Annotated in this window: 13 protein-coding genes; 7 read left to right on the top strand and 6 right to left on the bottom strand. The window is 69.4% G+C overall.

Annotated features, from left to right (window positions below; translation table 11 throughout):
- Positions 1-80 precede the first annotated feature (80 nt).
- Positions 81-722, top strand: coding sequence for a LuxR family transcriptional regulator (locus tag H8B22_RS06090; RefSeq protein ID WP_187713211.1), 642 nt, complete (start codon positions 81-83; stop codon positions 720-722).
- 33 nt (positions 723-755) lie between these two features.
- Here H8B22_RS06090 and H8B22_RS06085 read toward each other — a convergent pair whose 3' ends face one another.
- The 4 genes from H8B22_RS06085 to H8B22_RS06070 form a co-directional block, all read right to left on the bottom strand.
- Positions 756-1,100, bottom strand: a complete 345-nt coding sequence (locus H8B22_RS06085; RefSeq protein ID WP_187713210.1) for a hypothetical protein — start codon at positions 1,098-1,100, stop codon at positions 756-758.
- Between the two features lie 143 nt (positions 1,101-1,243).
- On the bottom strand, positions 1,244-2,191 hold the full coding sequence (locus H8B22_RS06080) for a DegV family protein (protein ID WP_187713209.1): 948 nt from the start codon (positions 2,189-2,191) through the stop codon (positions 1,244-1,246).
- A 116-nt stretch (positions 2,192-2,307) separates the two neighbouring features.
- On the bottom strand, positions 2,308-2,922 hold the full coding sequence (locus H8B22_RS06075; RefSeq protein WP_187713208.1) for a 2-hydroxychromene-2-carboxylate isomerase: 615 nt from the start codon (positions 2,920-2,922) through the stop codon (positions 2,308-2,310).
- Positions 2,923-2,927: 5 nt separating this feature from the next.
- On the bottom strand, positions 2,928-3,323 hold the full coding sequence (locus tag H8B22_RS06070; protein ID WP_187713207.1) for a DUF1761 domain-containing protein: 396 nt from the start codon (positions 3,321-3,323) through the stop codon (positions 2,928-2,930).
- A gap of 108 nt (positions 3,324-3,431) precedes the next feature.
- Between H8B22_RS06070 and H8B22_RS06065 the strand changes: the two genes are divergently transcribed.
- Positions 3,432-5,132 carry a sensor domain-containing diguanylate cyclase gene (locus H8B22_RS06065; RefSeq protein ID WP_187713206.1) on the top strand — a complete coding sequence of 567 codons (1,701 nt, stop codon included), beginning with the start codon at positions 3,432-3,434 and terminating at the stop codon, positions 5,130-5,132.
- A gap of 357 nt (positions 5,133-5,489) precedes the next feature.
- Here the strand turns inward: H8B22_RS06065 and H8B22_RS06060 are convergent, their stop codons facing one another.
- Complete coding sequence (locus H8B22_RS06060) at positions 5,490-6,794, bottom strand: amidohydrolase family protein (protein WP_187713205.1); 1,305 nt, start codon at positions 6,792-6,794, stop codon at positions 5,490-5,492.
- Entirely contained in the window at positions 6,791-8,194 is a 1,404-nt protein-coding gene (locus tag H8B22_RS06055) for an amidohydrolase (RefSeq protein WP_407060842.1), read from the bottom strand. Before H8B22_RS06055 ends, H8B22_RS06060 begins: the two co-directional genes overlap by 4 nt.
- A gap of 218 nt (positions 8,195-8,412) precedes the next feature.
- On the opposite strand from H8B22_RS06055, the gene H8B22_RS06050 reads away from it, so the two are divergent.
- The 5 genes from H8B22_RS06050 (at position 8,413) to H8B22_RS06030 (ending at position 11,760) form a co-directional block, all read left to right on the top strand.
- Positions 8,413-9,189, top strand: coding sequence for an AMP nucleosidase (locus H8B22_RS06050; RefSeq protein WP_187713203.1), 777 nt, complete (start codon positions 8,413-8,415; stop codon positions 9,187-9,189).
- A 20-nt stretch (positions 9,190-9,209) separates the two neighbouring features.
- On the top strand, positions 9,210-9,908 hold the full coding sequence (locus H8B22_RS06045; RefSeq protein ID WP_187713202.1) for an energy transducer TonB: 699 nt from the start codon (positions 9,210-9,212) through the stop codon (positions 9,906-9,908).
- 64 nt (positions 9,909-9,972) lie between these two features.
- Entirely contained in the window at positions 9,973-10,551 is a 579-nt protein-coding gene (locus H8B22_RS06040) for a lysozyme inhibitor LprI family protein (RefSeq protein ID WP_187713201.1), read from the top strand.
- Positions 10,552-10,611: 60 nt separating this feature from the next.
- Entirely contained in the window at positions 10,612-11,151 is a 540-nt protein-coding gene (locus tag H8B22_RS06035) for a DUF924 family protein (protein ID WP_187713200.1), read from the top strand.
- A gap of 66 nt (positions 11,152-11,217) precedes the next feature.
- Positions 11,218-11,760: a lipocalin family protein gene (locus tag H8B22_RS06030; protein WP_187713199.1), complete on the top strand. Its 543-nt coding sequence runs from the start codon at positions 11,218-11,220 to the stop codon at positions 11,758-11,760.
- The last annotated feature ends 2 nt before the right edge of the window (positions 11,761-11,762 follow it).

Here is an 11,762-nt window from a genome sequence, read left to right as displayed (position 1 = left end):
CCATCGGATGGCCGGCCTCATCCCTCCCGCACGTTGTGAACCACAAGGTGTGCGCGAACCCGCGCCACGGGGGAGGTCCCATGTCGGGTCTGCCGGTACTGGCTTTTGGACGCGACCGGCGTTGGGCGGTGCATCTCCAGCGCGTGTTGGCGCCGCGCGGGGAGCTGGACTGGTGCGGCGTGTTCACCGTCGAGACCCTGCCGAGCCCCACCGGCCGCCCGGCGATCTGGCTGCTGGACGGAGACGATCTGCGCACGGCGCGCCTGCCGGTGCCCGACAGCCAGTCGTCGCGGATCTACTGCTACCGGCATCCGGATGTCGGCAGCCTGCGCAGCTGCGCGCGCCTGGGCGCCAGCGGCTGCCTGGAGAAGCTGGCGTCGCCCGACGTGCTGCTGCGGGCCCTGCGAGCGGTCGAGTCAGGGTTGTTCGCGGTCGACAGCGCTCTGCTGACGCGGGCCCTGGCGGCGGAGCGGCGGGCGCCTGCGCCGGTGAACAACCTCGGTCATCTCACCGAGCGGCAGCGCGAGATCGTGCACTGGGCCGCCATGGGCATGAGCAACAAGCAGATCGGCCGCCGCCTGGGGATCAGCCCGGAAACGGTGAAGAGCCACCTGCACCAGGTGTTCGAACGCGAGGGCATCAGCGGCCGCGTGGCGCTGCTGGCACTGCACCGGCCGGACGGGCGCAAGCCGCCGGTCGGCGAGACGGTGGTTCAGGACTGAGCGTCCAGGGCCGGCTGTGCCGGCGACGCGCAATCAGGCGGCGGTGACGTCGCGCAGCTCCCAGCTGCTGCCGGCCAGCAGGCGCAGGCGGTGCTTGAGCACGTTGCCCGGGATCGTGCTGGTCACGACCAGCACCACGTGCAGGTTGTCCTGCTGGCCGTGCACGGTGGCTTGCGGATCGGTGGCGCCGTAGGAGGGATCGACGCCGTCCGGATCTTCCTGGCGCTGGCGCCAGCGTTCGAACAGCGCGGTGGTGCGCAAGGCGTCCTGCAACTGCGCGGCGAACTCCTCGGCACCGTGCGCGTTGAAGGCCAGGGCGGGATCGCTGCCGCGCGCGCGCGTCGGCTCGGGCAGGCTGATGTAGTAGCGCGTTGCCATCCTGGAAGTCCCCTAGTGGAGTCGACCGCAGCTTAGGCCCGGATTTATTGCCCGCATGTGAATGCGGGCGGAGACATCACGACTCGACGATCACGGCGCGATCGCGATTCGACCATCGCGACCCGCTCGTCACAGCTTGATCGTCACAGCTCGATCTTGCCGGTCTCCGCGGCGTAGCCCAGGGCCAGGCCGCCCTTGCCGATGTTGACCATGCTGGTGAGGCTCATCACCGTCTCGAACAACTCGATGTTGTTCACCACGCAGGCCTGGCGCAGCTGCGCATAGCCGGGCAGTTCGCGCAGTTCCTCGAGCACGCCGCCGTAGCTCACGCACATGGTCGGGGTCATCAGCTCGCGCTTCTCGATGCGCGAGGTGGCGTGGTCGAACAGCTTCTGCGCGGCGTTGTCGAAGTTCTTGACCTTGCCCACCGGCCCGGTCTCACCGCGGTTGCAGTGCAGGATCGGCTTGATGTCGAAGGCGGTGCCGAGCTTGGCGGCGAGGAAGCTGACGCTGCGGTCGCCGCGGATGCGGGTGCGTTCGCGCATGTAGTTGAGGTCGCGCGGGATCAAAAAACCCTGCGTGTGCAGGGCGAGGTTCTCCAGTCGCGCGCGGATCTTCGGCGTGCCCTCGCCGGCGTCGCGTAGGCGCACCGCCTCCACCGCCATCACGCCCTGGGCGGCGAACAGGTTCTGCGTGTCGATCACGCGCAGGGCGAAGGGCGAGTTGTTGCCCGCCGCCGCGCGCGGTTCCTTGTATTCGTTGAGGATCGCGAAGCTGGCCTGCTGCGCGTTGTCGAAGATCTGGCTGCGCGTCTTGGTGATCGTCAGGCAGAACACGAAGTCGTAGTCGATGACCAGCTTGCCGAGGAACAGCTCGCGGATCTGCTCGACCGCGAACGGGCTGCTCTCCGCTTCCCAGCCGCGCTCGGCCAGGTGGGTCTGCAGGAACTGCAGCGCCGCTTCCGGGTTGCGGTAGTCGGCCAACATGGCCGAGCCCATGCGCACGGTGGTCGGGAGGATCGAGATGTTGTGGGCCTGCAGGTAACTTTCCGGCAGGTCGCATGGCGAGTCGACGACGATTCCGATGCGCATCTTGGCTTCCCCCTGGCGGCGCTTTTTTGATCAGTGCCGCGCAGCATACGCCCGCGCACGGGATTTCGCCCATGACGGGCAATGCAGGTCGTGGCGTTTCAACGGGTGGCGGCGCGTCAGCGCCGTTGCACGCCCACCGGCAGCGCGCCGACGCGCTGCATCTCCGGATCGGCCAGCAGCGCCGGATTGCGCAGCGCAGCAAGCGCGAAGGCGTGGGCATCGTTGCCCCAGAACAGGTGCTCTGCGAACGCCAGGGTCGGCACGCCGTAGACGCCGGCCGCGATCGCCGCTTCGGTGTTCGCGCGCAGCCGCGCCTTCGTGTCTTCGCCCTGCGTCGCGGCAGCGTCGATGCCGAGCGCGGCCGCCACCGGCGCGAGCGCTTCGAAGCTGTCGCCCGGATGCCCGTCCTTCCAGATCCAGTCGAAGATCGCATCGACGGCCTCTGCGCTGGCGCCCGCGGCCACGCACAGGCGCAGCGCGGCCAGCGGATTGAACGGGTGCACGGGCGGGAAGCGCAACGCCACGCCTTCCTGCCGCGCCTGCCACAGCACGTGGCGGTAGGTGAATTCGCGCTTGCCGGGGATCTCCGCCGGTCCTTTCTGCCCGCATGCGGCGAGCACCGCGCCGAACACGATCGGCACCGGCGTCACCGCCTCGGGCAGCGCCTTCACCTTCTGCCAGTGCAGGTAGGAGAACGGCGAGATGAAGTCGAAGTACCAGCGGATCGGCATGGCGCTCAATGCCACAGGCCCAGGATCGCGCCGTAGAGCACGAACTGCAGCACGTGGTAGCCGCCGTCGATCAGCCACAGCTTCAGGCTGCGCTGGGCGAAGGCGTAGTTGATGCCGAAGCTGGTGGCGACGAAGGCGAAGCCGACCAGCGCGCCGTGGTGCAGGCCCAGGTGCAGCGACGGCGCGGGGCCCAGCAGCATCGCGAACGCGATCGCGGCGACCAGCGCCAGCACGAACGCGCTGCCGAACACGCGCGCCGGGTGCGCGGGCGCCGCATTCGGGTCGACGCCGGCTTCGCGGCACCAGGCGTTCTTGAACAGCGGCCCGTACCAGATGCCGCCGAGCACGAACGCGGAGACGGCGGCGGCAACGGCGGCCAGCCAGTTGATGTCGGTCGACATGGATGGCTCCCCCCGAGCCCTGTGCGGAAGCCGAGCATAAGGCCTGGCGCAGGGTTGCGGTGTCATCCGGCGCGGCGGACACTGCCCGGGCAGCCTGGGAGACGGGGCATGAAGGCAGCATGGTGGGCGATGGCGCTGTTGGCGTGGCTGGTGCTGATGCCGGCCGGCGCCGAGGCGTCGCACGCGAGCAATGGCGTCGCCCGCATCGAGCGGTTGCACGATGGGATCGCGACCACCGCTGCGCAGGTTCAAGCGCAGCCGGAACGCGCCTGGACGCCGACCGCCGAACCGCACCAGCTGGCCGGCGCGCAACACGGCGGGTGGTGGCGCGTGCATGCGCTGCCGGCGCAGGGGTCGCGGCTGCTGCTGGTCTACCACCCCTACAGCGCGCGCCTGACCGTGCTGGCGCCGCCGCACTACCAGCCGCAGCGCGGGTCGATCTTCGATCCGGGCGCCGACAGCGGACACTCGCGTCGCGCGCTGGCGTTCGCCTGGCCCGACACCACGGCGCCGATCTATGTCGGCGTGGAGGACGCGCGCTACCCGCTGCAGCTCGCCGTGCGCTCGTCGCGCGATTTCGCCAGCGAGGACTATGGGCACGTGCGCGTGCTGTGGCTGTGCCTGGGCATCCTGATCGGGGTCTCGCTGGTGACGCTGCTGTTCTGGCTGCAGCTGCGCGAACGGGTGTACCTGCTGTTCGCCGCGACGATGGCGCTGCAGCTGCTGTACGTGCTGCTCGCCTACGGCGATGCCTATGCGCTCGCGCCGTTGTCGTGGCTGGCGCGGTTCGGTGCGGAAGGCATCTGGTTCGTCGCCACCAGCTCGACGATCGTGACCGTCTTCTTCCTGCTCGATTTCGCCGAACTGCGCCCGCGCGCACCGCGGCTGAGTACGGCGCTGTTGTGGGTGGGTGCGATCCTGCCGACGCTGCTGCTGGCCGCGTTGCTGGTGTCGGCGGTGCTGCCGGGGACCTCGCGCAACGCCTGGTTCCCGCCGATCGGCAACGGCCTGCTGCTGCTCGCCAACGTGATCGCGATCGTCACCCTGGTGGCCGTGTGGCTGCGCGGCGGCCGCCACGCCGGCTTCGTCCTCATCGCCTGGGTGCCGCTGGTCTTCGTCACTACCGCGCGCGCGCTGCAGCTGGGCGCGGGGCAGCCGCTCAATCCGTGGCTCGAATATGGTCTGCCGCTGATGCAGGCGTTCGCCGCGGTGGTGCTGGTGCTGGGACTGGCGCACCGCATGCGCACCTTCCAGCGCGAACGCGACGCCGCGCAGCAGGATGCCGAACACGATGCGCTGACCCGCGTGCTCAACCGCGCCGGCATGATGCGTCGGCTGGACCGCGCCATTGCCGACAGCCGCCATCGCCCGATGCCGCTGTCGGTGTTGTTCCTCGACCTGGACCACTTCAAGCGCATCAACGACACGCACGGTCACGCCGTCGGCGACGCCTGCCTGTGCGCGGTGATCGATGCGATCCACACGCAGATGCAGCCTGAGCAGCAGCTGGGCCGCATCGGTGGCGAGGAATTCCTGCTGCTGTTGCCGGGCTCTGCGCGCCGGCACGCGCGCGACCTCGCCGAGCGCATCCGCGAGCAGGTGGAAGCGCGGTGCGCGAGCGTGCAGGGCGCGCCGGTGGGCCTGACCCTGAGCATCGGCGTGGTGGAGTGCCAGGCGATGGACGGCACGCAATCGCTGCTGCAGCGCGCGGACGAAGCCATGTACCGCGCCAAGCATGAGGGCCGCAACCGCGTCGTCGTGCTGGACGCGCGCGATACGGCGGAGCGGCGCAATGCGGTGATGCCGTAGCTCGATCAACGCGTTCGCAACGAACCCGCAGGCTTGCTCGCTGGGCGTCCCTCTCCCCGCGCGCGGGGAGAGGGTGCCGAAGGCGGGTGAGGGGAGGCGAGCGCAGCGAGCTGCTGTTGCTGTTGTCCTTGCTTCTAGTAGCAAAAGCAAAGGCAACTCGCTCCGCTCGCCGCCCCTCATCTGCCCTGCGGGCATCTTCTCCCCGCAGGCGGGGAGAAGAGCTAGAGGGTGCGGAAAAGGACGCAGAACGGAAGCCGCATGCATGACGTGCGTGTTGTCGCGATCAGTCATTGCACAAAAAAGGGCCCGCATGTGGCGGGCCCTTTTGTCGCACCGAAGCCGCTGTCCCGTGCGGCGCTATTCGCCGCCGCGCGAATACGCCCGCGGCATCCCGCCCGCTTCCGCCGGCGTCGCCGCGCGCAGGTAGCGGTCGCGCAGCTCGGTCTGGCGGCTGCGCATCGGGATCGCGCGGCCATCCAGCCACACCTGCATCGCCACCGTGTTCACTTCCAGCGGATCGCCGCTCCACAGCACCAGGTCGGCGCGCTTGCCGACCGCGATGCCGCCCAGGCGGTCGCCGACGCCGAACGCTTCGGCCGGCACCCGGGTCAGGCCGGCCAGGCCGTCCTCCCACGCCAGGCCGTTGGCGACGGCGTTGCCGGCGAGCTGGCGGATCTTGCGCGCGTTGTGGGTGGCGTCGCCCTCCTGCGTGAAGCCCACCGCGACGCCCGCCGCACGCAGGCGCGCGGCGTTCTCCAGCGTCGCGTTGATCTCGTCGAAGTTGGCCGGCAGGTTCGCCAGCGGGTTCACGAACACCGGCACCTTCGCCGCGGCCAGTTGCGGCGCGAGCTTCCACGCCTCAGAACCGCCCTCGATCGCGACGCGCACGTTGTGCCGCGCCGACCAGCGCAGCAGCTGGCGGATGTCGGCGGCGCGGTGGACGCTGACCATGACGCGGCCGCCACCGTTGAGGTACTTCGCGAGCGCGGTGCGGCCGGCCGGCGTCAGCAGCGCCATGTTCGAATCCGCCGCGATGCGGCCGCGCACCTCGTCGACCAGCTGGTCGAGCAGCATCCACTGCGCGGCGCGCGAGTTGCCGGTCAGGCCCGAAGCCTCGCTGCCGAGGTTGACGAACAGCACGCGTGCGCCGAGCGGATCCGGGCTGCCGTCGAGCCGCACCACGCCGCCCTGGCCGCCGATGATCGAACCGCCTTCGGTGGTGCCCGCGCCCAGCAGGGTCCAGCCGATGCCTTCGATGCGCTCGACCGGCAGCAGCACCGAATCGGGGTTGTAGGCGAGGGTGACGTCGAACTCCGGGCGCACCGTCATCTGCTTGGTGCCGGCGCCGAGGCCGACGGCCGCATCGACCGTGCTCTTCTCGCCGGAGACCTCTTCCAGGCCGATCTCGGTGACGCCGCCGAACAGGGTCGGCGTCAGCGGGCGTCCCTGCGCGTCAATGACCTGCGCGTTGGCCGAAGCGGTGAGGCCCTTGCCGACGGCACGGATCACGCCGTTGCTCACCAGCACGTCGCTGTTCTGCAGCGTGCCCTGCGCGGTGGCGGTGTGCACGGTCGCGTTGCGGATCAGCACGTCCTGCGCATGCGCTACGCCGGTGGCGAGCAGCAGCGCGGCGGCCAGCGTCTTCATGGTCGAACGCTTCATTGCACACCTCCGGTGGCGCCCTGGCCAAGCATGAAATCGGACTTCGGCTGGCGCGTGCGGTCGTTGCGGTCGTAGATGCGCGCACCGTCGATGTAGACCTGCTCCGCCTTCGCATAGACGCTGAAGGGATTGCCGTTCCACAACACCACGTCGGCCATCTTGCCGTTCTCCAGCGTGCCGGTGCGGTCGAGGATGCCCAGCGCCTTGGCCGGGTTGCGGGTCAGCCAGCCGATCGCGCGTTCGGGCGCGATGTCCATGCCGGCGAGCTTGGCGTGCGCCATCACCTTCGCCGCTTCCTGGTTGAGGCGCTGGATGCCCTCTTCCGAATCCGAATGCACGATCGCGCAGCTGTTGGCCGGGCGATCGACCAGCGCGATGTTTTCCTGGATGCCGTCGAAGGCCTCCATCTTGAAGCCCCACCAGTCGGCCCACAGCGCGCCGCACACGCCTTCGGCGGCGAGGCGGTCGGCGAGCTTGTACGCCTCCACGCCATGGTGGAACGCGGCGACCTTGAAGCCGAATTCCTTGGCCAGGTCGAGCATCGTCGCCATCTCGTCGGCGCGGTAGCAGTGGATGTGCACGCGGATGTCGCCGTTGATCGCGCCGGCCAGGGTGTCGAGCTTGAGGTCGCGCTTGCCGCCGGTGTCCTTCTCGCTGTCGGCCTTGCCGTTGCCGTTGTCGGTGCCCTTCTTCTTTTTCTTCAGGTACTCGGTCGCGTCGATGAACGCAGCGCGGTAACCGGCCACGTTGGCCATGCGCGTCGACGGTCCGCCCTTCTGCCCGTACACGCGCTTGGGATTCTCGCCGCAGGCCATCTTCAAGCCCCACGGTGCGCCGGGGAACTTCATCGCCTGGTAGGTGGTGGACGGCACGTTCTTCAGCGTCACGCCGCGACCGCCGATCAGGTTCGCCGAACCCGGCAACACCTGCAGCGAAGTGATGCCGCCCGCGAGCGCGGTGGCGAAGCCGGGATCCTGCGGCCAGATCGAATGCTCGGCCCACACGTTCGGGGTGACCGGCGAGGTCGCCTCGTTGCCGTCGCTGTGCGCGCTCACGCCCGGGCTCGGGTATACACCCAAGTGCGAATGCACGTCGATGATGCCGGGGGTGACCCACTTGCCGGTGCCGTCGACGCGGGTGGCGTCGGCGGGGGCTTGCAGTGCCGTGCCCACCGCGACGATGCGGCCGTCGCGCATCAGCACGTCGGCATCGTCCAGGCGCTGGCCGGTGCCGGTCAGCACCGTCGCGTGCTGGATCAGCACCGGCGCCGCGGCGATCGCGCGGTAGGTGCTCGGGTACGGATCGTCGGTGAAGCTGGGACGTGCCACGGTCGTCGCCGCCGGTGGCGCGGTCCGGGTGGTTCCCGAGTGGGCGCACCCGGCAATCAACGTCACCGCCAGGGCGGCAGCAAGAGGTTTGAGCATTGCGAAATCCCCTGTAAAGACGCGGCAACGTAGCCCGAAGCCGGCGCGGCCGCCACCCGACGATGGTCATGCGCGGGCGTGGCCGCGGTCACGCTCCGGACCGATCGCAGCCGGCGGCGGGCGTTGCGCGGCCATGGCGGGCTTGGACGCGGCGCGCGCCGGGCCTAATCTGGGCCCATGCCCACGAGGTCCCCATGAAAGACAAAGAACAGATCGTCGGCAACTGGTTGCCGCGCTACACCGGCGTGCCGCTGGACCAGTTCGGCGAACACATCCTGCTGACCAATTTCGGCGGTTACCTGCACACCTTCGCCCGTCTCACCGGCGCCCAGGTCGTCGGCCTCGACCGGCCGATGCCCAGCGCCACCGCCGACGGCATCACCATGATCAATTTCGGCATGGGCAGCCCCAACGCCGCGACGATGATGGACCTGCTCACCGCGATCATGCCCAAGGCGGTGCTGTTCCTGGGCAAGTGCGGCGGCCTGAAGAAGAAGAACCTGCTCGGCGACCTGGTGCTGCCGATCGCCGCGATCCGCGGCGAAGGCACCTCGAACGACTACCTGCCGATGGAAGTGCCGGCGCTGCCCGCGTTCGCCCTGCAGCGTGCGGTGTCGACCATGATCCGCGACCTCGGCCACGACTACTGGACCGGCACCGTCTTCACCACCAACCGCCGCGTCTGGGAACACGACGAGGCGTTCAAGGAAAAGCTGCGCGCGATGCGCTGCATGGCGATCGACATGGAAACCGCCACGGTCTTCGCCGCCGGCTTCGCCAACCGCATCCCGTGCGGCGCGCTGCTGCTGGTCTCGGACCAGCCGATGATCCCCGAAGGCGTGAAGACCGAAGCCTCCGACGCCAAGGTCACCGGCGAGTTCGTCGACAACCACATCCAGGTCGGCATCGAGGCGCTGCGGTTGATCCGCCGGCATGGCAAGTCGGTGCGGCATCTGCGGTTCGACGAGTGAGGTCCGCCATGCAGGGATGCATGTTGGCGTTGCTCGCGGCGCTCCTTCCGTCGCAGTTGTCTGCGGCGGAAGGGAAACAAGCAGAAGAGCTTGGCCTTCGTGTATCCGCGCCCATCGAGATCGGCGCGGACGGCCGGGCCGAGATCGGCGAGATCAAGGGCGCCTCCGGGCCGCTGGCGGAACAGGCGAAGGCGCTGCTCGCTGCCGCGCGCTACCTGCCCGCGCGACGCGACGGCCAGCCGGTTTCGAGCCGCACGCGGGTTGGGGCCATGCTCGTGCTGACGCCCGTCGGTGATGAGTTCGAGGTTTCGCTGCGCTGGGCCGAGGTGGGGCCCTCGGGTGTCCGCCTTTCGCCACCCAACTACCCAACCGAGATGGCAAGGCGCGGCCGGCACGGGATCGCGGAACTCCGGATCCTAGTTGGGCCCGACGGCGGAGTCCTCAACGCCAACACGGTGACCGCGACCGATCCCGCTTTCGAACAGGCGGCGATCAAGGCGAGCCGCACCTGGAAGTACACGCCGTTGCTGATCGAAGGCCAGCCTGCCGTGTACGAAGTGATCCAGCCGCTCTGGTTCCACGGCATGAAGAAACAAGCGGCCCAGCCGGAGTTCCGGTGTCCGTCGAGCGACTCCACGCCGCGCTGGGAGGGGCAGGGTAGCTGCATGGACCACATCGAGATCACGTACGCGGTGACTTTGAGACGAGTGGACATTTGAGGCGGCGCGGTCGCAGCCCCTGCGACCCCCATCGCGCACACTGCGTCCTCAAGAGGGAAGAGGCATGGAAAAGATCGTCTACCTGCTGGTCGGCGCCGCGATCACCTGGGGCCTGTACTTCATCCAGCGCCGGCTGGAACGGCGCACGGCCACCGAAGCCATCGAGCGCAACCAGAAGCTGCTGAACCTGAAACAGGGACTGGAACAGGCCAGCACCAGCCTGGAGGAGCTGCGCCAGTTCGAGCACCGGCTGATCGGCAAGGCCGAGGCGGCGGTACGGATCGCCGGACGTTACGTCAGCCAGGCCGGCGAAGTGGCGCGGCGCAGCGATGCGCTGCTGGTGCACGACGACGAGGTCACCGTGCACGCGGTCGCCGATTTCCAACGCGAGGACGCGCGCCTGGACGCGGCGGTCGCGCACCTGCGGCGGCAGCTCGACGGCGACAACCTGGCCGCGTTCGAACACGTGCACCTGGCGTGGCTGGCGTTCCGCGAACGCTACGCCCGCTTCATCGCGCAGTCGTACTCTGGCGGCGCGATCCAGCCGCTGATCCATGCGGTCACGCTGGAGAGCATCACCTCGGCGTGGATCGCGGAACTGGATACCCAGCTTGGCGACGACGATGCCGACGCGTTCGATTGAACGCACGATGGCAAGCGATCGAATGGAATTGATTGAAGGACTGCGAATGAAGGCAACACCATGAGCGCGACTCCCCGCGACATCGTCGGCTTCTGGCGCGAGGCCGGTCCGCAACGCTGGTTCGGCGGCGGCGATGCGTTCGACGCCGAATGCCGCACACGCTTCCTCGACGCGCACTTGCTGGCCGCGCGCCGCGAGTTCGAGCATTGGCTGGGCGACGCCGAGGGCGCGCTGGCGCTGGTGCTGCTGCTCGACCAGATCCCGCGCAACGCGTTCCGCCGCAGCGGCCATGCCTATGCCACGGACGGCCTCGCCCGCGAGTACGCCACGCGCGCGTTGACGCTTGGCTTCGACACGCAGGTCGACGTGGCGCTGCGCACTTTCTTCTACCTGCCGTTCGAGCATTCCGAGGCGATGGTCGACCAGGATCGCGCCGTGGAGTTGTTCGCACGCCTGCCCGGCGACGGCCTGCGATGGGCGCAACTGCACCACGACATCATCCGTCGCTTCGGCCGCTTCCCCCACCGCAACGCCGCGCTCGGCCGTGCCAGCACCACCGAGGAGCGCGCGTTCCTCGCCGAGGGCGGCTTTGCCGGTTGAGCCGTTGACACCGCGCCGACGCGCGCGGCCGATACTCGCGACGAATCCTTTGCGAGGGAGGCAACCATGGCCGCAGGCCGATTCCTGGGGGTGTTGCTGGTGCTCGCCGCGGTGGCGGACGCCGGCGCGCAATCGTTGCCCAACCAGCCGGTGCCGGCGCTCGACCTGCAGCGCTACGCCGGCACCTGGCACGAAATCGCGCACCTGCCGATGTTCTTCCAGCGCAAGTGCGTGGACACGATCACCGCGACCTACACGCCGCGGCCCGACGGCACGATCATGGTGCGCAACGCCTGCCGCGGGCGCGACGGCACGATGGTGCAGGCCGACGGCGTGGCGCGCCCGGCGGGCGGCAGGCCGGGCGCGCTGGAAGTGCGCTTCGCCCCGCGCTGGCTGTCCTGGCTGCCCGCGGTGTGGGCCGACTACTGGGTGGTCGAACTCGATCCCGACTACCGCTGGGCCGTGGTCGGTGGCCCGTCGCGCAAGTACCTGTGGGTGCTGTCGCGCGAGCCGGACATGCCGCGCAGCCTGTTCGAGGAGATCCGCGCGCGGGCCGCGGCGCGCGGCTATCGGGTCGATCGGCTGCAACCGGCCGCGCCGCTGCGCTGAGG

Source organism: Lysobacter terrestris, from assembly GCF_014489475.1.
GTDB classification, from domain to species: Bacteria; Pseudomonadota; Gammaproteobacteria; order Xanthomonadales; family Xanthomonadaceae; genus Agrilutibacter; species Agrilutibacter terrestris.
Note: the sequence above shows the minus strand (reverse complement) of the source record. Positions and strands in the feature narration are given on the sequence as shown.

Bases quoted from the DNA above. Each gene is read 5' to 3' on its own strand.
- H8B22_RS06090 (WP_187713211.1), top strand. From the start codon at position 81: ATGTCGGGTCTGCCGGTACTGGCTTTTGGACGCGACCGGCGTTGGGCG.
- H8B22_RS06085 (WP_187713210.1), bottom strand. From the start codon at position 1,100: ATGGCAACGCGCTACTACATCAGCCTGCCCGAGCCGACGCGCGCGCGC.
- H8B22_RS06080 (WP_187713209.1), bottom strand. From the start codon at position 2,191: ATGCGCATCGGAATCGTCGTCGACTCGCCATGCGACCTGCCGGAAAGT.
- H8B22_RS06075 (WP_187713208.1), bottom strand. From the start codon at position 2,922: ATGCCGATCCGCTGGTACTTCGACTTCATCTCGCCGTTCTCCTACCTG.
- H8B22_RS06070 (WP_187713207.1), bottom strand. From the start codon at position 3,323: ATGTCGACCGACATCAACTGGCTGGCCGCCGTTGCCGCCGCCGTCTCC.
- H8B22_RS06065 (WP_187713206.1), top strand. From the start codon at position 3,432: ATGAAGGCAGCATGGTGGGCGATGGCGCTGTTGGCGTGGCTGGTGCTG.
- H8B22_RS06060 (WP_187713205.1), bottom strand. From the start codon at position 6,794: ATGAAGCGTTCGACCATGAAGACGCTGGCCGCCGCGCTGCTGCTCGCC.
- H8B22_RS06050 (WP_187713203.1), top strand. From the start codon at position 8,413: ATGAAAGACAAAGAACAGATCGTCGGCAACTGGTTGCCGCGCTACACC.
- H8B22_RS06045 (WP_187713202.1), top strand. From the start codon at position 9,210: ATGTTGGCGTTGCTCGCGGCGCTCCTTCCGTCGCAGTTGTCTGCGGCG.
- H8B22_RS06040 (WP_187713201.1), top strand. From the start codon at position 9,973: ATGGAAAAGATCGTCTACCTGCTGGTCGGCGCCGCGATCACCTGGGGC.
- H8B22_RS06035 (WP_187713200.1), top strand. From the start codon at position 10,612: ATGAGCGCGACTCCCCGCGACATCGTCGGCTTCTGGCGCGAGGCCGGT.
- H8B22_RS06030 (WP_187713199.1), top strand. From the start codon at position 11,218: ATGGCCGCAGGCCGATTCCTGGGGGTGTTGCTGGTGCTCGCCGCGGTG.